At 65.5% G+C, this 19368-nt stretch carries 23 protein-coding genes; 10 read left to right on the top strand and 13 right to left on the bottom strand.

Going from position 1 to position 19368, the window contains the following annotated elements; all coding sequences use genetic code 11:
• The first annotated feature begins 26 nt into the window (after positions 1-26).
• On the top strand, positions 27-626 hold the full coding sequence (locus ACMGGG_RS12490; protein ID WP_054890874.1) for a TetR/AcrR family transcriptional regulator: 600 nt from the start codon (positions 27-29) through the stop codon (positions 624-626).
• A gap of 8 nt (positions 627-634) precedes the next feature.
• On the opposite strand, the gene ACMGGG_RS12485 is transcribed toward ACMGGG_RS12490, so the two are convergent.
• Positions 635-1540 (bottom strand): AraC family transcriptional regulator, encoded by a 906-nt coding sequence (locus ACMGGG_RS12485; RefSeq protein ID WP_054890873.1) that lies wholly within the window; start codon positions 1538-1540, stop codon positions 635-637.
• A 181-nt stretch (positions 1541-1721) separates the two neighbouring features.
• On the opposite strand from ACMGGG_RS12485, the gene ACMGGG_RS12480 reads away from it, so the two are divergent.
• Positions 1722-2774: an NAD(P)-dependent alcohol dehydrogenase gene (locus tag ACMGGG_RS12480; RefSeq protein WP_153773837.1), complete on the top strand. Its 1053-nt coding sequence runs from the start codon at positions 1722-1724 to the stop codon at positions 2772-2774.
• A gap of 56 nt (positions 2775-2830) precedes the next feature.
• Here the strand turns inward: ACMGGG_RS12480 and ACMGGG_RS12475 are convergent, their stop codons facing one another.
• On the bottom strand, positions 2831-4123 hold the full coding sequence (locus ACMGGG_RS12475) for a hypothetical protein (protein WP_414155590.1): 1293 nt from the start codon (positions 4121-4123) through the stop codon (positions 2831-2833).
• A 194-nt stretch (positions 4124-4317) separates the two neighbouring features.
• Between ACMGGG_RS12475 and ACMGGG_RS12470 the strand changes: the two genes are divergently transcribed.
• Positions 4318-5529: a sugar transporter gene (locus ACMGGG_RS12470; protein ID WP_054890871.1), complete on the top strand. Its 1212-nt coding sequence runs from the start codon at positions 4318-4320 to the stop codon at positions 5527-5529.
• 3 nt (positions 5530-5532) lie between these two features.
• On the opposite strand, the gene ACMGGG_RS12465 is transcribed toward ACMGGG_RS12470, so the two are convergent.
• Together ACMGGG_RS12465 and ACMGGG_RS12460 are read right to left on the bottom strand one after the other, a co-directional pair.
• Positions 5533-6117, bottom strand: coding sequence for a LysE family translocator (locus ACMGGG_RS12465; protein WP_151924839.1), 585 nt, complete (start codon positions 6115-6117; stop codon positions 5533-5535).
• A 48-nt stretch (positions 6118-6165) separates the two neighbouring features.
• Entirely contained in the window at positions 6166-6996 is an 831-nt protein-coding gene (locus tag ACMGGG_RS12460; RefSeq protein WP_414155589.1) for an AraC family ligand binding domain-containing protein, read from the bottom strand.
• 135 nt (positions 6997-7131) lie between these two features.
• On the opposite strand from ACMGGG_RS12460, the gene ACMGGG_RS12455 reads away from it, so the two are divergent.
• On the top strand, positions 7132-8001 hold the full coding sequence (locus ACMGGG_RS12455) for a hypothetical protein (RefSeq protein WP_414155588.1): 870 nt from the start codon (positions 7132-7134) through the stop codon (positions 7999-8001).
• On the opposite strand, the gene ACMGGG_RS12450 is transcribed toward ACMGGG_RS12455, so the two are convergent.
• Complete coding sequence (locus ACMGGG_RS12450) at positions 7998-8894, bottom strand: LysR family transcriptional regulator (RefSeq protein ID WP_414155587.1); 897 nt, start codon at positions 8892-8894, stop codon at positions 7998-8000. The genes ACMGGG_RS12455 and ACMGGG_RS12450 overlap by 4 nt on opposite strands.
• Positions 8895-8996: 102 nt before the next feature.
• Here ACMGGG_RS12450 and nfsB point away from each other — a divergent pair, with 102 nt between their 5' ends.
• The gene (nfsB, locus tag ACMGGG_RS12445) at positions 8997-9647 is read left to right on the top strand and encodes an oxygen-insensitive NAD(P)H nitroreductase (protein ID WP_414155586.1); all 651 of its coding nucleotides are present in this window, start codon (positions 8997-8999) and stop codon (positions 9645-9647) included.
• A gap of 38 nt (positions 9648-9685) precedes the next feature.
• On the opposite strand, the gene ACMGGG_RS12440 is transcribed toward nfsB, so the two are convergent.
• The gene (locus ACMGGG_RS12440) at positions 9686-10246 is read right to left on the bottom strand and encodes a TetR/AcrR family transcriptional regulator (RefSeq protein ID WP_054890865.1); all 561 of its coding nucleotides are present in this window, start codon (positions 10244-10246) and stop codon (positions 9686-9688) included.
• Positions 10247-10334: 88 nt separating this feature from the next.
• On the opposite strand from ACMGGG_RS12440, the gene ACMGGG_RS12435 reads away from it, so the two are divergent.
• Positions 10335-11066: an SDR family oxidoreductase gene (locus ACMGGG_RS12435; RefSeq protein ID WP_063546751.1), complete on the top strand. Its 732-nt coding sequence runs from the start codon at positions 10335-10337 to the stop codon at positions 11064-11066.
• 40 nt (positions 11067-11106) lie between these two features.
• Positions 11107-11697, top strand: coding sequence for a 2-hydroxychromene-2-carboxylate isomerase (locus ACMGGG_RS12430; protein WP_112898439.1), 591 nt, complete (start codon positions 11107-11109; stop codon positions 11695-11697).
• Here the strand turns inward: ACMGGG_RS12430 and ACMGGG_RS12425 are convergent.
• The 5 genes from ACMGGG_RS12425 to ACMGGG_RS12405 all read right to left on the bottom strand — a co-directional run bounded on the left by ACMGGG_RS12425 (position 11689) and on the right by ACMGGG_RS12405 (position 15461).
• Positions 11689-11976: a hypothetical protein gene (locus ACMGGG_RS12425; RefSeq protein ID WP_063545120.1), complete on the bottom strand. Its 288-nt coding sequence runs from the start codon at positions 11974-11976 to the stop codon at positions 11689-11691. The two genes, ACMGGG_RS12430 and ACMGGG_RS12425, sit on opposite strands and share 9 nt — an antisense overlap.
• Before the next feature lie 6 nt (positions 11977-11982).
• A complete protein-coding gene (locus ACMGGG_RS12420) occupies positions 11983-12528 on the bottom strand; it encodes a cupin domain-containing protein (RefSeq protein ID WP_063545119.1) in 546 nt (181 codons plus the stop codon).
• A gap of 88 nt (positions 12529-12616) precedes the next feature.
• Positions 12617-13828, bottom strand: coding sequence for an MFS transporter (locus ACMGGG_RS12415; protein WP_063545118.1), 1212 nt, complete (start codon positions 13826-13828; stop codon positions 12617-12619).
• Positions 13829-13884: 56 nt separating this feature from the next.
• The gene (locus tag ACMGGG_RS12410) at positions 13885-14418 is read right to left on the bottom strand and encodes a cytochrome b (protein WP_414155585.1); all 534 of its coding nucleotides are present in this window, start codon (positions 14416-14418) and stop codon (positions 13885-13887) included.
• Entirely contained in the window at positions 14415-15461 is a 1047-nt protein-coding gene (locus ACMGGG_RS12405; protein ID WP_065862706.1) for a catalase family peroxidase, read from the bottom strand. Before ACMGGG_RS12405 ends, ACMGGG_RS12410 begins: the two co-directional genes overlap by 4 nt.
• A gap of 130 nt (positions 15462-15591) precedes the next feature.
• On the opposite strand from ACMGGG_RS12405, the gene ACMGGG_RS12400 reads away from it, so the two are divergent.
• From ACMGGG_RS12400 to ACMGGG_RS12390, 3 genes are read left to right on the top strand one after another with little or no spacing between them, the layout of a single operon-like run.
• Entirely contained in the window at positions 15592-16113 is a 522-nt protein-coding gene (locus tag ACMGGG_RS12400; protein ID WP_054890858.1) for a sigma-70 family RNA polymerase sigma factor, read from the top strand.
• A complete protein-coding gene (locus tag ACMGGG_RS12395) occupies positions 16110-16862 on the top strand; it encodes an anti-sigma factor family protein (RefSeq protein ID WP_414155584.1) in 753 nt (250 codons plus the stop codon). The genes ACMGGG_RS12400 and ACMGGG_RS12395 overlap by 4 nt, the downstream gene beginning before the upstream one ends.
• 52 nt (positions 16863-16914) lie before the next feature.
• Entirely contained in the window at positions 16915-17316 is a 402-nt protein-coding gene (locus ACMGGG_RS12390; RefSeq protein ID WP_054890856.1) for a hypothetical protein, read from the top strand.
• Between the two features lie 3 nt (positions 17317-17319).
• Here the strand turns inward: ACMGGG_RS12390 and ACMGGG_RS12385 are convergent, their stop codons facing one another.
• A complete protein-coding gene (locus tag ACMGGG_RS12385; RefSeq protein WP_414155583.1) occupies positions 17320-17937 on the bottom strand; it encodes a LysE family transporter in 618 nt (205 codons plus the stop codon).
• Between the two features lie 106 nt (positions 17938-18043).
• The gene (locus tag ACMGGG_RS12380) at positions 18044-19294 is read right to left on the bottom strand and encodes a carbohydrate porin (protein ID WP_414155582.1); all 1251 of its coding nucleotides are present in this window, start codon (positions 19292-19294) and stop codon (positions 18044-18046) included.
• Between the last annotated feature and the right edge of the window lie 74 nt (positions 19295-19368).

Raw genomic sequence — 19368 nt, 5'->3', positions numbered from 1 at the left:
GGTAAGTTACTTTTGGTAGGTAAGCTATGTCAAGCGATGAGACGCGCCCTGTACGTAAACGCCTGTCCCGTGAGGATCGTCGGCGGCAATTGATAGCGGTGGCCTGGCAGATGGTTCGCGAGGAGGGCACCGATGCGCTGAGCCTGGGGCGCCTGAGTGAGCTGGCAGGGGTGACCAAGCCGGTGGTGTACGACCACTTCGAAACCCGCAACGGCTTGCTGGTGGCGCTTTACGAGGAATACGACGCGCGCCAGACCGCCATGCTCGAGGTCGTGCTGGCGGACTGTCCTGTGGACCTTGAGGCGCGTGCGGCGGTAATCGCCGCAGCCTATGTCGATTGTGTGATGACCCAGGGGCGTGAGATACCGGGCGTCAGTGCGGCGTTGGCCGGTTCGCCGGAGCTCGAGGCGCTCAAGCGGGGGTACGAGGATCCGTTCCTGGACCGGTGCCGCCAGGCGCTGGCGCCGTTTGCGCCGGGCGGGGATATCGGATTGGCCGGCTTGCGTCTGCTGGTCGGCGCCGCCGAGGCATTGTCACAGGCGGCGGCGTCGGGGGAAGTCGAGCCAGGGCAGGCCAAGGCGGAACTGAGCGCCGGTATCGTGGCGATGGTCCGGCGCCAGGGCTGAGGGCTGGGTCATACCGGCAGGCTGCGGTAGGGCAGTTCGTCTCCCGGGCTGCGGGCGAATTCGCGCTTGTATTCGCGGCTGAACTGCGAGGTGCTCTGGTAGCCTACCCGGTGCGCCACCTGGGCCACGCCCAGGCTCTCGCCGATCAGCATCTGCTGCGCCTTGAGCAGGCGCAGGCGTTTGAGGTACTGCATCGGCGCCAGTTCGGTGCAGCGCTTGAAGTGTTCGTGGAAGGTCGAAACGCTCATGTTGGCACGGCTGGCCAGCGCTTCGACACTCAACGGCTCGGCGAAATGATCGCGCAGGTAGGCGAGCGCGACACCGATCCGGGCAAAGTGCCCCTGCTGTTCGACCAGGGCCCGCAACACACCGGCTTGAGGGCCGCGCAGGGCCGTATACAGCACCTCCCGCACCCGTGCGGCCCCCAGCATTTTCGCATCCAGTGGGTCCTGCAGGCATTCGAGCAGACGCTCGACGCTGGCGCGCATTGGAGCACCCAGCGCCGCCGAGCTCATCGACTGCGGCGTCTGCGCCTGTACCGCCGGGTCCGGCGGCAGGGCCATGTTCTGCACCAGTTCGCTCAGCACGGTACGGTCGATGCTCACGGCCACGCCGAGCATGGGCGCCTGGGGCGTGGCGAAGGTTTCGCACATGAAGGGCACTGAAAGCGCCTGGATCAGGTAGTGCCCGGCACCGTATTCCAGCGTGCGCGGCCCCAGGCGCGCGAGCTTGCTGCCCTGGGCGATGATGATCAGGCTCGGTTCGTAGATCTGTGGGCTGCTCGCCACATAGTGGTCCCACGACAACACCTGGACCTGGGGCAGGTAGGTGTCGACGAATCCGGGGCGCGAGGCGAGGGCGCGGATCAGCGAGCAGAGAGGGGCATTGGCGTCGACGTGTTGGGTCAGGTGCATGGCAAACCAGGGACAGAGAATCAGACACTGGCATCTTCGCAGATTGACAGTCCAGCGCCAGATCGCTGCGGCCAATTCCGGAGAATCAGGCACGAATGCCGGAGGATCGGCTGTGGGCCGGGCCCGTTTCGATGCGCAGAATGCGTGGCCTGAATCGTTTCAATATTGCGAGGTCCAGAGCATGTACACCGCCATCGGTTATGCCGCCCAGTCTTCCACCGCGCCCCTGGCGCCCATGACCTTCCAGCGCCGTGGCCTGCGCCCGGATGATGTCGCCATCGACATCCTCTACTGCGGCGTGTGCCACTCCGATATTCACCAGGCCCGCAATGAGTGGGGCATAGCCGTCTACCCACTGATGCCCGGCCACGAGATCGTCGGTCGTGTCACCGCTGTAGGTGAAAAGGCCGGCAAGTACCAGGTCGGTGACCTGGTCGGCGTCGGCTGCATGGTCGATTCCTGCCGCCATTGCGAGGCTTGCCGGCAGGACCTGGAGCAGTATTGCCTGGAAGGGCCGACCCAGACCTACGCCAGTCCCGACCGTATCGACGGCAGCAATACCCTGGGTGGCTATTCCAGCAGCATCGTGGTCAGCGAGCACTTCGTCCTGCGTATTCCCCAAGGGATGGACCTGCCCAGTGCAGCGCCGATCCTCTGCGCGGGCATCACCACTTACTCACCGCTCAAGCACCACGGCGTGGGGCCTGGGCACAAGGTCGGCGTGCTGGGCATGGGCGGCCTGGGCCACATGGGCATCAAGTTCGCCAAGGCCCTGGGCGCCGAGGTGACGCTGTTCACCCGCTCCCCGGCCAAGGCCGAGGAAGCCCGTCGCCAGGGCGCCGATCATGTCATCGTCTCCACTGACGAGGCGCAGATGCGCGAGGCGGCGGGTCGCTTCGACTTCCTGCTCGACACCATCCCGGTGCAACACGACCTGAATCCCTACCTCGAAACCCTGAAGTTCGACGGCGTGCACATCCTGGTCGGCCTGATCGAGCCGGTCGATCCGCCCGTGCATGCGGCCAACCTGGTGCTCAAGCGGCGGGTGCTGGCCGGCTCCTTGATCGGCGGCATCGCCGAAACCCAGGAAGTGCTGGACTTCTGCGCCGAGCACGGCATCAGCTGCGATATCGAGATGCTGGATATCCGCCACATCAACGAGGCGTTCGAGCGGATGATCAAGGGTGATGTGAAGTACCGCTTCGTGATCGACATGGCGACCTTGCAGGCCTGATCCGGGCGTTGAACGCAATCGCGGGGGGAGTCCCGCGATTGCGGCCAGTACAGGCGCTACCAGACCATCGCCTTCTTCCACCCTTTCCAGAACAACCAGCGCCGCACCTCGGCGTGTTCGCCAGTGCCGATCTGCCAGGCAGGCCGCTTGCTGTCCAAGGCGATCAGCGAGATGAATCCGGCATGGCTGGCTGCGACCAGGGTGCGGCCGTCGGCGCTGATGTCCATGGCGCTGATGGCCGACCCCAGATAATGCTGCCAGTGCGCGCGACCGTCTTCGCCGAAGCCACGCAGGTAACCTTGGGCATCGCCGACGATGTACTCGCCTTGACGTGCGACGCCGGCATGGATCTGCACGCCGTCCTGCAGCATCGAGACCTGCGGATCGATTGCCAGATTGGCGAGCGTTACGCCAAGGCTGGCGCCGCCGTCGCCCTGGCAGGCATTGAGCAGCAACTGGTCGCCGCAGTGGTTGAACAAGGCGAAGTGCGGATGTTCCCCCGCCGGGACGATCTCGGCCAGCGGCTCCAGGTGCTCGTCGAGTACCTGGTGGTTGCCGCGCTGCTCGCCCAGCACGATCCGTCTGCCGTCCGGCGACAGTGCGGCATGGGCTTGGGTCAGGGGCAGCGCGATGTCGTCAGGGTCGGTGCCGTCGGCCAGTTGCCCGAGGATGTCTGCTTCGCGGCGCAGCAGGCGGGTGGCACCTTGAGGTGTGAGCAGGAAGATGCCCTCGCGGCTGACCAGCAGTACCCGTCGGCCATCCGGCAGGGGGAGCAGGCGGGTTGGGGTGGGTGGCAGGTCGAAGGGATCGAACGGGTAGCCAGGCGGCAGGCCTTCCAGGCCATGGGGCCAGGACAGCCGAGCGACCTGAGGGCCGCCCCAGCCGTCGGTGACCCTTACGCCCTCCGCATTGGCCAGGGCGAAGTAGCGTCGTCGCGGGCAGCGGCCGAAGTGCTCGACACCGATCATGGGGGTCACTCCGTTGCGGTCGATCTGCACCACCTGGCCGTTGTCATGGGGCATGCCGATGCGTGCCAGCAAGCGGCCGTCATCGAGCAGCAGCACCTGGGCGATACCCTGGCCATGGCTCGGGAGCAGTGGCAGCAAGGGATCATGGGCGGGCGGCCAGGCTTCGCGAAACAACTGACGCTGGTGCTCGTCGATGCCAGGTCGGTTGATGGCGTGCAGTGCGAGCTGCCAGGCGTCGAGCAGGTGATCGATGGCCGGTGGGCAGGGCGCTTGTGCTGTGTCGTGTCCTTGTGCGCAACCTTGCGCAACATGGCGGTTGACGGCCTCGGCGTAGGCGGTGACCGCCTGTTGCCACTGCTGCTGAGGGTGTTGCGTGTCCATGAGCGGATCGGACTCCTTGTTCCGCATGTTGCTACAGTGCGTCATGGTACTCCGTGCGCGCGCGGTTGTGAGGCCTGGCCTTGACGCGTACCATGCCGAGTATTCCTACCAATAACAAACGTGCATCCGCGACCCGAACCTGGGCACGTGGGGCGCGTCCTATCGCTTTGCCTGCGGAGATTGCATTGGCCTCGATGAATGGACCCCTACCTGATTCCCTACCTGCACCGGCAGGCGGCGGCAGTTGGCTGAGCGTGATCGCGCTGGCGCTGGCGGCGTTCATCTTCAACACCACCGAGTTCGTGCCGGTGGCACTGCTCAGCGACATCGGTCGCAGCTTCGACATGACCACCGCGCAGGTGGGCCTGATGTTGACCATCTACGCCTGGGTGGTGGCACTGGCTTCGCTGCCGATGATGCTGATGACCCGTAACATCGAGCGGCGGCGCCTGTTGCTGTTCGTGTTCCTGGTATTCATCGTCAGCCACTTGCTGTCGTGGATGGCGCAGAGTTTCGCCATGCTGCTGGTCAGCCGCATCGGCATCGCCTTGTCGCACGCGGTGTTCTGGGCGATCACCGCGTCGCTGGCGGTGCGCGTGGCGCCGGCTGGCAAGCAGGCCAAGGCGCTCGGGTTGCTGGCCACCGGCACTACCCTGGCGATGGTCCTGGGCATACCGCTCGGGCGTGTGGTGGGCGAGGCGCTGGGTTGGCGCATCACCTTCCTCAGCATTGCGGGCGTGGCGCTGGCGACCATGCTGTGCCTGATGAAGTCGCTGCCCTTGCTGCCGAGCCAGAACTCCGGTTCGCTGCGCAGCCTGCCGATCCTGTTCCGCAGGCCTGCCCTGGTCATCACCTATCTTCTGGTCACGCTGGTGATCACCGCACAATTCACCGCCTATAGCTACATCGAACCGTTCGCCCTGCATGTGGCGCAGATCAGCGGTGAGCACACGACCCTGATCCTGTTGCTGTTCGGTGGGGCGGGTGTGCTCGGCTCGGTGCTGTTCAGCCGTTACAGCGATCGCTTCCCGCACGGTTTCCTGGTCGGCTCGATCGGTTGTCTGGCCGCGTGCCTCTTGCTGCTGTTGCCGCTGTCGGGGAACTTCGCCGCGTTCGCCGTGCTGAGCATGTTCTGGGGCGTGGCGATCCTGAGCTTCAGCCTGTCGCTGCAGTCGAAGACGCTCAAGTTGGCGTCCGACGCTACCGATGTGGCCATGGCACTGTTCTCGGGGATCTACAACATCGGTATTGGTGGCGGGGCATTGCTGGGCAGCATCGTCAGCAGCCAGATCGGTGTGGCCAATATCGGCCTGGTCGGTGGTGTGGTGGCGGTGCTGGGGTTGGGCCTGGCCTTGGCCAGCAGCCAGCGCTTTCGCGATGCCCTGGCCGCGCCCCCCGCGCCTTGAGCTTCACGCCAGTAAAGCCGACCACGCCGACACCAGCAGCAACAGTGCCAGCAACTGATTGAAGCGCTGCAGGTGCCGGGGCGAACGCAACCAGCGGGCACTGCCGATCCCGAGCAGGGCCCAGGCGCCCATGCAGGGCAGGGCGATGATCAGAAATACCAGCGCCAGGTGCCACACCGGCAATCCTGGCGTGGCAAACACCCCGATCACCGCCACCGCCATCAGCCAGACCTTGGGGTTGACCAGTTGCAGCGATGCCGCGCTGCCGACCCCGAAGCGCTGCCGCGCCGTGGCATGCAAGGGCTCGCCAGCGGCGCGGAACAACTGCCAGGCCAGGCGACTCAACCACAGCACGCCCACCCAGCTCATCACCTGCTGCGCCAGCGGGTGGCGCAGCAGCACCTCTCCCAGCCCCAGGCCTACCACCCAGACGATCGCCGCGGCCGCCGCACAGGCCGCGAAGATCGGCGCCAGGCTGGCACGCAAGCCGTTGTGCGCGCCGTGGGCGAGAATCAGCAGGTTGGTCGGCCCGGGGCTGATGCTGGCGGCCAAGGCGAAAAGGATGAAGGGCAACAGCGATGACGACATGGTGAGGCTCCTGTGGTTCGGAACACCATGGTCAGGCGTGGGGGCGGTTCAGTCTGGAAGCTTTGAGCAGCGTCGGCGGTAGTCGGCCGGTGTCAGCCGGTAGGCACGACGGAACCAGCGCCCCAGGTGGCTCTGGTCGGCAAAGCCCAAGGCCATGGCCACTTCGCTGGGTGTGTCGCCGCGAGCCAGCAGGCGCCGGGCGCGGGCCAGGCGCAACTGGATCAGGTAGGCGTGCGGCGCCAAGCCGAAGGCGGCCTTGAAGGCGCGGGTCAGGCGAAAGCGATCGACGCCGCAGGCCTGCGCTACTTCGTCCAGGCCGATGTCCTGGTCGATATGGGCGTGCAGGTAGTCGCGCGCTCGCTGGGCGCACAGCGGCAGGCGTGGATCGGGGTCGAGGCGCTTGCGCCAGTGCAGGTGCCGGGTCAGGCAGGCCAGCAGGTCGTCCATGGCGGTCTGGCGCACGATTCGTAGCTCGCCGCCGTGCATGACCTGGAAGGCGCGCAAGGTGGCGCCCGCCAGTCGCGGGTCGGTGCATAGGGTGTCGGCGAAGGCCGGCAGGCAGCCTGCCGGTGCCTGTTCGAACAGTGCGTGCAGTTCGTTTTCCAGCCACTTCGAGTCCAGGTACAGCGTGGAGTAGGTGAAGCCTTCGCGCGTGGGAGCGTCGCCATCGTGAAGGTCACCGGGTTCCAGCAGGAACACCTGGCCCGGCGTGCTCTGGTGCCGAACCCGGCGGCAATTGAACTGCTGCACACCCTGTTCGGTGACCCCGACCAGAAAGCTGTCGTGCCAGTGCGGGTCGTAGGCGTGGCCGACGAAATGCGCGCGGACCGACTCTATGCCGGTGTCGGCGTCTTGCTTGAGGTCGATCCAGTTGGACATGGGCGGGGCCTGCGAAAGGGAGTCTTCACCTTAGCCTAAAAGCGCTTCGGATTTTAGAACGGATGTGCATGGGATGGCCTGGGTAGTGGCATTGAGCCGGTATACTGGGTGTTTTTGCAGGAAGCTGTTGATCTGATGAAAAAGACATCCGGAAATTGGCTGCGCGCGTTGCTGGTCACGATCGTCGCTGCGGTGATCGCTCAAGTGGTAGCGATCTTGGTACTGATTCCCTTGGTCCAGAACATGGGCGCTACGAGCACCTCGCTGTTGTTCGTCTACCTGGTGTTCGTCGGCTTGTGCTCCCTGGCGAGCGGAGCTCTATCCTTCCGAGCGCCGACGGTGGGGTTTGCCCATGACTGGAAAATAATGTCGCTGATCGCCTCCAGCAAACTCATGCTTCTGGTGACTGTGGCCCTGAGTGTCGTACCTCTGGCGGTCGAAGGGTTCAAGCTGGCGGGATATATCAAGCAAATGCCCTTCAGCTTGTTCATGTATTGGCTGAGCGGTTTGAGCCTACTGGTTTTTTCCGTGCTGTATCACCTGTGCGCACCCGTCGCGTATCGGTATCCGACCTTTGAAGACCTGATCAGGCGTGAAGGCAGTGCCAGGGTACTCCGTGGCGATGCTGGCAAGATCTTGGAGGGCTTGCGCGCCAGGCAAACGGCGAGCGAGGCTGCTGGTGCGGCGCCCTTCACGAGCCAGGACGAGCATGTTCTGGAAGTGCTCGCCCAAGGCCGTGTCATTGACGATGCCCAGTGTTATTTCGTCATGCGCGTGCATAGCGCCAACGCCAATTGGAAGGTGCGTTTGGTGCTGACGCTGGCGCTGCTGATTCCCGCCTATGTCATTCCAACCGTGACCGTGGGCAAGATGTTCGCGGTGGTGGACACCGCTCGGCAGCAGGTGCACGAGCGGGGTGGCTGGTTGTGCGCCATCTATGGCAACGTGCTGATGCTTGGCAAGGATGCCAACGAGAGGGCCGAGTCTTCCTGCAAAGCGCACTAACCAGGGTCGGGCTGCAACTGCCCAAACTTGCCCTGCAACCACTGATGCAAACGCGCCACCGCCGGCGACAGCTGCTTGCGGTGCGGGCACACCAGGATCAGGGGGCGCAGGTCGCCGGGGAAATCCGGCATCAGCACCTCGAGTTCGCCGGCCGCGACATTGGCGTGCACGTCCAGCCATGACTTGAAGGCGATGCCTTCGCCGGCCAGTGCCCAGCGCCGTACCACATCGGCGTCATCGCAGAACAGCGGCCCGCTGACCTGCACCGTCTGCTCACCCAGTTGCCAGCGGTCGAAGACCCGCGACTGCTGCAGGTACAGCAGGCAATCGTGCTGTTGCAGGTCTTGCGGGGTGTGCGGGCGGCCGCGGCGGGCGAGGTAGGCGGGGGCGGCGACCAGTACCCTGCGGTTCCACGGCGCCAGTGGCAGCGAGATGTAGTTGGCAGTGTCGTCGATGCCATAGCGGATGCCGACATCCACTGGGTCGCGGTACAGGTCGGCGAGTTCGTCGGAGAGAAAGAAGCGCAGGCTCAAGCCCGAGTGTTCGCGGCGAAACTCGGTGAGCCAGGGCAGCACCAGGTTGCGTCCGACATCCGAAGGCGCCGACACCTGCAGTACACCACGCAGTTCACTGTGATCGCCATGCAGGCTCTCACGCCCGTGACGCAGGGTCTCCAGCACACTGTGGGCGGTGGGCAGGTACAGTTCGCCCTCGGCGGTCAGGCGCAGGCTACGGGTGGTGCGGGCAAACAGACGCACGTCCAGCTCTCGCTCCAGGCGCTTGATCGCTGCTGCGACCTGGCCCGGTAGCAGGTCGGCTTCCAGGGCGGCGGCGGTGAAGCTGCCCAAGGCGCTGGAGCGAATGAACAGTTGTAGATCGTCAAGGCGCAGCATTTTCACTCCTGGAATGAAAGTGTTGCTGCATTGTGCTGGTTTTTCTTTCCTGTGGGAAAGATAAGATACGCGCCATCACCTTCCCTGACAGGAGCAGTTCCGATGGATACCGTCACCCTGGCCAAGCGCCGCTACACCACCAAGGCCTACGACGCCAGCCGCAAGATCCCGCAGGCCACCGTCGATGCACTGCTCGAGCAATTGCGTCATAGCCCGTCCTCGGTCAACTCGCAGCCCTGGCACTTCGTCGTCGCCGACAGCGCCGAAGGCAAGGCACGCCTGGCCAAGGCCACTGAAGCCTTCGCCTACAACACACCCAAGATTCTCAACGCCTCGCACGTGATCGTGTTCGCCACCCGCACCGAAATGACCGAGGCGCACCTGCACGCCGTGCTTGACCAGGAAGCGGCCGACGGCCGTTTTCGCGATGATCAGGCCCGTGCCGGCCAGGACACGACGCGCCGTGGCTATGTGAACCTGCATCGCTACGACCTCAAGGATGCGCAGCACTGGATGGAAAAGCAGACCTACCTGGCCCTGGGCACCGCTTTGCTGGGCGCTGCCGCCCACGGGCTCGATGCGACCCCGATCGAGGGCTTCGACAGCAAGGCGCTGGACGCCGAGCTGGGCCTGCGCGAGCGTGGCTTCACCAGTGTCGTGCTGCTGAGCCTGGGGTACCGCAGCGAAGATGACTTCAATGCCGGCCTGAGCAAGTCGCGGCTGCCGGCCGAGACGGTGTTCACCTTCCTCTGAAAAAAACCGGGGCAGGCCTCTACGGTCTGCCCCGGCTTTCAATCCTCCTCCAGCGCCTGCTCGACCACGTCGCGGCTGGCGTCCAGCACTTGCTGCTGTACTTCCTCGCTGGCCAACATACGCCCGACCACCAGAGCACCGACGCACTGGCTGATCAACGCCCAGGCCCTGCGCTCGTCCCCAAGCGTTTCACTCCACGCGGCCTGCAGTTCGAGCAGCCAGTGTTCGGCCTGTTCACGCACCGGTCGCTCGGCGCGAGCGATCTCGACCCCCAGCGGCGGCAGCGGGCAGCCACCTTCGGGATTGTGCAGGTGGGCCAGGCTCAGGTACTGCTTCAGGCAGCGGCGCAGGCGTTCGCGGTCGGCGCCCTGGCTGGCCAGGCGAGCGAACGGGCTATTGCACAGCTCGCGTCGCACCACCTCGCTGAACAGGTCATCCTTGGACGGGAAGTGATTGTAGAAGGCGCCACCGGTAAGGCCGATGGCCTTCATCAACTCGGCGACGCCGGTACTGGCGAAACCACCACGCTTGGCCAGGACGCCGCTGCTGGCCAGCAGCTTCTCGCGAGTCTGTTGCTTGTGATCGGTGGAGTAGCGCATCCGCGACCCTCGGTGTGCTGGCTTGACGGTGCAGCGATCATAGCATAGCGTTCGTTTACTAAATGATCGTTCATCAATTGGGGTGCCGATGACAGAACAACGAAAAGCGGTCCTGGTGATAGGGGCGGGTGATGCCACCGGCGGCGAGATCGCCAAGCGTTTTGCCCGCGAAGGTTATATCGCCTGTGTGACCCGTCGCGACGCTGACAAGCTGCAACCACTGGTGGACGAGATCCGTGCGGCTGGCGGTCAGGCCTACGGTTTCGGCTCCGATGCACGCAAGGAAGAGGCGGTGGCCGAGCTGATCGAAACCATCGAGCGTGATATCGCCCCGATCGAGGCCTTCGTGTTCAACATCGGCGCCAACGTGCCCTGCAGCATCCTCGACGAAACGCCGCGCAAATACTTCAAGATCTGGGAAATGGCCTGCTTCGCCGGCTTTCTCACTTCTCAGGCAGTGGCGCGGCGCATGGTCACCCGCGAACGCGGCACCCTGATCTTCACCGGCGCCACTGCCGGCACCCGCGGCGCCGCCGGTTTTGCTGCCTTCGCCGGTGCCAAGCACGCCTTGCGCGCCCTGGCCCAGAGCATGGCGCGCGAGCTGGGGCCGCGAAACATCCACGTGGCGCACGTGGTGGTCGACGGCGCCATCGACACGGCGTTCATTCGCGATACCTTCCCTGAGCGCTACGCCCTGAAGGACCAGGATGGCATCCTTGACCCGGCGCATATCGCCGACAGCTACTGGTACCTGCATACCCAGCCCCGGGACGCCTGGACGTTCGAACTTGACTTGCGCCCCTGGATCGAACGCTGGTGATCCGCTGTGCCCAACCACCTTCCGCCACAAGGAGTGCTGCATGAGCAAGTGCGTCGAGTTCTACTTTGATCTGGGCAGTCCGGCCAGCTACCTGGCTTGGACCCAGTTGCCCGCCCTGTGTGCCCGCCGAGGCGCCACCCTGGCGCTGCGGCCAATGCTGCTGGGCGGCGTGTTCCAGGCCACCGGCAATGCCTCGCCGGCGACGATACCGGCCAAGGGGCGCTACATGATCGGTGACCTGAAACGCTTCGCTGCCCGTTATGGCGTGCCGTTCAGCCTCCCGCCCGGGTTTCCGGTCAATACCCTGAACCTGATGCGGGGCGTGCTCGGCACGCAGATGCGTTCGCCCGAGCGCCTCGAACCCTTGCTCAAGGCGTTGTTCGACGGGCTTTGGGTGCAACAGCGCAATCTGTCGGAACCTGAGGTGCTCGATGCGACGCTGCGCGAAGCAGGCATGGACCCCGAGGCGTTTCGTGCCCTGGCGGCCGACGTCGAGGTCAAGGAGCGGCTCAAGCAGGTGACCCAGGAGGCGGTCGAGCGGGGCGTGTTCGGCGCGCCGATCTGTTTTGTCGGCGGGCAGATGTTCTTCGGTCAGGACCGCTTGGACTTCATCGAAGAAGCATTAACCTAACAGCCGCTCCAGTTGCGTGCGTTCCCAGACGCTGAGCAGCTCGACCGGGTCGGTGCCATAGCGCTGCCAGTGGCCGCGCTCGGCCTCGCGGCCATCGGGGGCGCGGCATTCGCTGCAATGGGCGAGGCCTTCGTCGTCGAGGGTCAGGATCAGTTGCCAGTGGCCGATCTGTACCCTGACCCGCCCGTCGCTCAGGTGCTCGTGCACGTCCAGCGCCTGGACGCCGAGGGCGGCGTCACGCAGGCACTGGTAGATCTCACGGCTGTTGGGGGCGGACATGAACGATCAGAAGTTCGCCGGGGTGTTGGCGCTGATGATTTCTGCTTCGTCCGGGCCGATGTTCTTGAAGCTGTGCGGCAGCGTGGTGGGGATGTAGTAGCCGTCGCCCGAGTTGAGCACGCTGACCTGGCCATCGACCCACAACTCGACCGTCCCCCGGGTGACCAGCCCGCATTCCTCGCCTTCGGCATGCACGATCGGCTCGCCCGAGTCGGCACCCGGTGCGTAGAGCTCGCGCAGCATGCGCATCTGTCGGCCTTCGACACTGGCGCCGACCAGCAGCATGCGCAGCCCGTTGCGACCCAGGTCAGGTTGCTCGCTGCCGCGGAACACGTAGCGCTCTTCGCGTGCAGGTTCATCGAAGCTGAAGAACTCGGCGAGGCTCATGGGGATGCCTTCGAGGAGTTTTTTCAGGGAACTGACCGAGGGGCTGACGCGGTTCTGCTCGATCTGCGAAATCGTCGAGTTGGTCAGGCCGCTGCGGCGGGCCAGCTCCCGCTGGGAGAGGTTGTTGCGTTCACGCACCAGTTTGAGTCGTGTCCCCGTGTCCATAGCCGCCTTGAGTAGTGAGTGATCAGAGGTGTCAAAAATAATGGGCAGCGCATTAAAACACACTCTGACCGGCAACGCGCTGTGCTTGTCAGGTGCGCTGGACGGCGGGGGCAGGCCACAGCCCGACCAGCAGCAACAGCACGGCCACGGCCACGAACGGCAGGCGCGGATCGACGGCGTAGACCAGCGTCCCGGCCAGCGGCCCGATCACCGCTCCCATGCCTTGAGCAGCGCTGATCGACCCCGCGGTGGCCCCTTGTTCGCTGGCTTGCATGGCATTGGCGGCCAGCGCCGAGAAGGCAGGGAAGACGAAACCCATGCCGGCAGCGGCGACGAAGAAGCACGCCCACAATGCCGGAGCAGTGGTGGCCAAGGCCCCGGCGGCAAAGCCCAGCGCGCTGATGCTGGCGCCCACGCGGATCATCTTCAGCGGTGGCCACTCCAACTGGCGCAGCAGAATCTGCGAGCCAATCAGCGCCACGCCCACGGCGGTCAGGGCGATGCCTGCGGCCTGGGCGGCATCGGCACTGTTCAGTTGCAAGCGATCAAGGGCGAAAAAGCCCACGGTGATCTGCGACACGGTCACGCTGAGCATGGCGCTGAAGGCCACGATCAACGGTCGGCGCAGGCGCGGGTCACCCAGGCGCACAGGGCTTGGCGCGTGGTTGTGGGGCAGCGGCTGAGGCTTGAGCTTGAACAGCAGCACGAGGAATGCGCTGGCCGGCAGCAGCGACATGATGAAGAACGGGGCGCTCAGGCTATGGCGAGCCAGCAACGCGGCCAGTGCCGGGCCGAGCACCAGCCCTACGGCATTGGCTGCGCCGAGCAAGGCCATGGCGCGGGCGCGGCGCTCGGGCTCGACATGGTCGGCGATCAGTGCATTGCCGCCCACCGGCAGCGCGGCATAGAAGGCGCCGATCAGGCCGCGGGTCAGCATCAGGCCGAGAAAGGCCAGGGTCGCGCCCGGCAGCCAGCGCAAGGCGCCATCGATGAACAGGCACAGCAGCCAATAGGCGACGGTGAAGCCGGCACTGCCCATCAGCAGGATGCGTCGCCGGCCCAGGCGGTCGGCGGCCCGGCCCCATGGGCGTGCAAGAATGACCCAGACCACGCCTGCCACGGTGACCGCCGCACCGGCTTGCCAGGTGGCCATCCCCAGCAGGCGGGCGATGGGGCCGATCAAGGCGACGAACGCCATCATCGACATGGTGCAGGCCATGTTCACCAGCAGCAGCGGGCGCAGGTCCAGGGCGGGGGCTTGGGGCGGGGTGGGAGATGCAGTGTCCTTCGCGGTGGTCATTGAAACATCCATGGCAGGCGGAAAGGTATCGGCCCCATTCCGCCTGCAGGCGTTTTTCAGTCGCCGCGGCGCAAGGGCCCTGGCCACATGCTACGCAATACGCCATCGCGACGCACGAGTGCATGGAACAGCGCTGCGCCGAGGTGGGCCAGGATGGTGACGAACAGCAGGTAGCCCGCCCAGCCGTGCGCTTGGCGCAGCACGGCATACAACTGCAGGTCGTGAGGCATGATCGCCGGCAGTTGCAAGGGCCGTGGGTAGCCGCCGGCCGAGAGCATCGCCCAGCCGAGCAACGGCATGGCCAGCATCAGCCCGTACAGCGCCAGGTGCGAGGCGCCTGCAGCGAAACGCTGCAGCGGTGGCAGGTCGGCGGGCAGTGGCGGGTGCGGCAGGGTCAGGCGCAGGATGATGCGCAGCACCACCAGTGCCAGCAGCGCCAGGCCCGTAGCCTTGTGCAGCTCCACCAGCCAGGGGTGACGTGGCGACAGGTCGCCGACCATGCTCACGCCGATGAACAGCATCGCCAGGATCAGTATCGCCATGAGCCAGTGCACCAGGCGGGCCAGGGGGTGGAAGGCGGACGGTTTCATGGGCGGGCTCCTGCGCCGAGGCTTTCACGGCTACGGCGGTTGAACGATTCCGAGTAGGCGGCCGAGCGCGCGGCCAGGATCGGATCGGCGGAGGCTTCGATGCCGCTGGGCAGAATCAGCGGGTCGAAGTTGAGGTCGCGGCAGGCGCCTTGTTCAGGTGCATCGACGTGGTCGATCACCAGGGTGCCGGCATCGATGCTGCGGCGCGAGTCGGGCCATTGGCTGGCCGGGTCGTCGATGGCGTCGCCGGGTTCGGCGAGGGTCAGGCGCAGTGTCCAGCGCAACGGCGCCTGGCTCAGGCGTTGTTGCAGGTCGTGTTGAAGGTACAGGTTGTCCTCGACCTGGGCGGGCAGAGGGGCAAAGGGTGTTTGCGCGACCATGCGCCAGCGCACGGCTTGCGCCTTGCCGCTGGCATCGATCAGGCGAAAGGCGTTGATGCTGTTGTAGTCGGTGTTGGCGAAGCTGTCGCTGGGCTTGGCGCTGGCGGCCCATTGGCGAAAGGCTGCGCTCTCCGGGTGGGCGGCGAAGAACGCCTGCAGCTTGGCCGGGTCCGGTTTGCCGGTGGCCGGGCTCGGGCCGCTGGCCACGACCAGTTCATAGAAACCTTGCGGGGTGCTTACCGCCAACACGGGTGGATTGTTCATGCCGGTACGCCAGACCTGGCCGTCGTCGGTACTCAGCTGGACCGCCAGGCTGCGGGTCGGTACGCCGGCGTCGGGGCTGTAGGGGTTGGCACCGCCGATGGCGAAGCGGCCGATCACCGGCACCCGTGCCTGGCTGAATACCCGCGCACTCGACAGCGCCTGCGCCTGGCCGCTGCTTTCGAAGTAGCCGCTGACGCACAGGCCCTTGGCGTGGTTCTTGCGGTAGCCGGGATGGTGGCCGGCCTGGGCTTCGAAGGTGTCGATGATGCGCTGTGGCGTCAGGGCAGGGGTGCCGATCCATCCGGCGGCATAGGCGAAGCCCGCACCCAGCGCCACGACCGTGGCGCCTATGGCGGCCAGGCGCAGGGCCTTGGCAGGGCCTTGCAGGGGTGTGTTCATGGTGACGTTCCGAGTCAGTGAATGAGCCGGTATGACGTGGGAGCGAAAAATTTATTCCCTCGACGGGAATAGATTTCGTCGCGCCCCGTCTGCCCATTACACTGACAGCCCATGGGGCCGGGGCCTGACCATGCATGACCTGGATGAACAACAATGGCGCGAACTGCTGCAGAGCCTGCGGCGCTTCGCCCTGTGGCTGACCCGCGAAAGCGGCAGTGCCGACGACCTGGTCCAGGCCACCGTCGAGCGTGCGCTCACCCGCAGCGGTCAACAGCGAGAGGAACAGAACCGGCGTGCCTGGCTGTTCACCATCCTCTATCGGCTGTTCCTCGACGGCAAGCGTCGCGATCGCCTGCACTCGCGCTGGCTGAACTGGTTCGGTCGTGGCGGGCAGGCCGAGGAGCCGCTGGGCTACGAGACCGAGAGCATCGTGCTGGCCCAGGCCGACCTGCAGGCCTTCGCCCGCCTGCCCAGCGAACAGCGCGCGCTGTTGCTGCTGGTCAGCGTCGAGGGCTTGAGCTACAAGGAAGTCGCCCAGGCCCTGGATATACCGATCGGCACCGTCATGTCGCGCTTGTCGCGCGCCCGTGCCGCGTTGCGTGAACTGACCGAGGGCAAGCCATCGTCCCCGGCCTTGCGGAGACTGAAATGACTCGCCTGATCCCCACCGAGCAAGAGCTGCACGCCTTTGTCGACGACCAACTGGAGCCTGTACGCCGGGCCGAGGTCGAGGCCTGGCTTGCGGCCAACCCGGAGCAGGCCGCGCGGATCGAGGCCTGGCGCAGCGATGCCCGGCGCCTGCGCGCGGCGCTTGCCGGTTTCAACGACATGCCCCACAACCCGCAACTGGAGCTGGCCCACCTGCGACGGCGGGTGCGTCAGCGTCGCCAGCAGCGCTTCGCGTCGGCCGCTGTCCTGCTGCTGGCGTTGGGGCTTGGCGGGCTAGGGGGCTGGCACGCACGTGAATCGACGATGCTGGCTGGGGATTTGCCGATGGCCGACGCGGTGCAGGCACACAAGCTGTTCGCCGATGCCACGGCCCTCGATGTCCAGGCCGATGACCCTGCGCAGTTGCAGTCGTGGCTGGGGCAGCATTTCAACCGGGTCGGCCAGGTGCCGGATCTCAGCGGATACGGCTTCCAGCCTGTGGGTGCACGCCTGCTGGCCAACGAGGACGGCCCGGCGGCATTGTTGGTGTTCCAGGACAAAAAAGGCGAACGCATCAGCCTGTTCATGCGCTCCCCAGGCGGGCGCTACGACCAGATGCCCAGCGGGCAGCGCGTCGATGGGCAGCTCGAGGCGCGCTACTGGTCCCATGGTGACTACAACTTCGCCTTGGTCAGTGCGGCGGATGATGCCCGTAGCGAGCAGCTGCGCAAGGTACTGGGGGTCAGTCTCTAGCGACGATTTCCAGGGGAGGCGAATTTTCATTTGAAAGCGCTATGCTTGGCCCATGTCCAGCACACCTGCCTTGCGCCAGCCTTGCCCTCCCGGCGCCTGTGATTGCGGGCGCGAGCAGTTGCACGCGCACCCACCCCAGGCCCAACGCATTCTTCTGCTCAACCGCCAGGAGGAGAAGCGCCTGCTCGAACGTCTGGAAAACCTCCAGAGCCTGGAAGACCTGCAGCGCCTGCAGTCACGCCTCTACGAGCAATTGGGCATTCGCGTGCATATCGCACCAGGCTACAACGAGGTGCGTACCATGCGCGGCTTCGTCATCGAGCTGGACGACCAGCCGGGGCTGTGCCGCAAGACTCGCCAGTCGATCCCAGCCGCCATTCGCAAAGGCCTGGAGCGCAATCCGGAAGTGGCCTTCCGGCTGCTCGATGCCCACGACCTGCTTGGTGGTGCCTGAGTCTCAGCGCATTGCCGCCAGCTTGATGCCAAACCCGACCAGACAAGCGCCGGCCAGCCGCTCGAGCAGGTTGGATATCCGCGGATTGGCGCGCATGCGCTCGGCCAGGTGGTGGGTCAGCAGCACCGCGAACAGGCCGTAGAGAAGGGTCAGCCCGGCGACCGTCACCGCCATGAAGGCGAAAGTGATGAAGCCCTGATGCTGTACCGGATCGATGAACAGTGGGAAGAAGGCCATGTAGAACATGATCGCCTTGGGGTTGAGCAGGGTGATCATCATGGTCTGGCGCAGGTAGTGGCCGCTGTCCATGCGGCTTTCACGCGGCGCAGTGCCGGGCTTGCTCAGCACCATGCGCAGGCCGAGCCAGGCCAGGTAGGCGGCGCCAGCCCACTGCACGACGTGAAAGGCGGCCGGGTAGGCGGCGAGCAGGGTGGCGACGCCTGCAACGGCCAGCCACATCAGCACCTGGTCGCCGAGGATCACCCCGAGGGTCGCCGCCAGCCCGCCCTTGATCCCGCCTTTGCCGGTGGCGGTGATCAGGGCGAAGTTGCCGGGGCCGGGAATGGCCAGGAGGACGATGAAGGCGATGACGAAGGCGCCGTAGTCGGTTACGCCGAGCATGGGAAAGTTCTCCTGGGGGAATGCCAGGATATATGCCACGTTCCGCCCGCCTTGCATAGCGGCCCATCATGAATGCGCTGGAACCTGCAGAAGCGGATCTTGCCGGTCAGAACGTCGCCTTGACCTGCAGCCCCACGACAAGTGCGTTGTCGATCGCTTCGCCGGAGAAGGCGCCCGGCTCGATGATGTACTGCACATCCGGGCGCAGGTTCAGCCACGGCGTGGCCTGGTAGCCATAGCTGAGTTCGATCAGTTGCTCGGCGCTGTCCAGGCCGGGGAAGTCACGCCCGGCATCCAGCGCGGTGGTTTCCAGCAACTGACGGCTGCGCGGATTCGGCACCGCCCGCCCGTAGCCCAGCGCCAGGGTGTCGCGCGGTCGTCCTTCGAAGGGCTTGTACAGCACCACGCCGGCGCCATACCAGCGAGTGAAGGGCGAGGCGGCCTTGCTGGACGCTGAATATTGGCCGAACGCATGCAGGCTGCGACCCGCAGAGGCTGGGTCGCTCCACAACGCCTGGTCGACCAGCAGATAATGGCCACTGCGTCCGGCCACGTCCTGGTCGCTGCCGATGCGCTTCACGTTGGAGCTGTCGTAGTAGTAGCCCAGCTTGTACTCGCCCGGCCGTTCGCCCTGCACCTTGTAGACCAGCTCCACAGGCACCACGGTGCCGGTACTGTGCTTGGGCCCCAGGTGCCAGGCGCGGCTGGAGTTGCCGTTGCTCTGCGGATCGACGTTGAAGGCCGCCACGCGCAGTTGCCAGGAGGGCGAGAGATCGTATTTTACCCGGGCGCCGAGGTGCGCGTTGGGGTAGTTGGTCCAGCCGCTGCCACCGGACATGTTCAGCGGGTGGCCGCAGAAGCCGGCATTCATGAAATTGCACAGGATGCCGCTGTCCAGGCCGCCGAGGTCGTTGCCCATGGCCATGTAGCCGAGCTTGAGGTTCAAGGCCGGGGTGAACAGGTTGCGCTCGTAGCTCAGTTCGGTGAGGCGGGTATACAGGCCGCCGTAGTTCTCCTGGATCGGCAGACGGTTGCCGACCAGGTCTTCAGAGGCGCTGTTGCCACGACGGTCGTTGACGGTGAGCTGGACCTTGCCGCCGTTGTCCAGGCCATACAGTTTCGACAGGTCGAACTGCACGCCGAACTTGAGGTTCTGCGAGTAGCGCGCCGAGCGGTGCAGGCCACCGTGGGCGTTGTAGGCGGTCTCGCCGCTGTAGTCGCCGGTGATGTGGATGCCGTCTTCTTCCAGTTGCTGGCGCAGGCCGCCCCAGTCACCGGTCAGGGTGTTGTCGGCGGCGAGCGAAGCGGTGCTGGTCAGGGCGAAGACAAGAGGGGTCAAGCGAAAAGCGGGGGACATTGCAGGGTCTGGGATGGTCTGTGAGGGCCCCTTCGCGTGCAGGCCGCAGCGACTTGCACGCGAAGGGAGCAACG

Source organism: Pseudomonas sp. BNK-44-b (genome assembly GCF_047456245.1).
Taxonomy (GTDB): Bacteria; Pseudomonadota; Gammaproteobacteria; order Pseudomonadales; family Pseudomonadaceae; genus Aquipseudomonas; species Aquipseudomonas machongensis.
The sequence above is the reverse complement of the archived record's forward strand: the minus strand, read 5'-3'. Positions and strand labels throughout refer to the sequence as shown.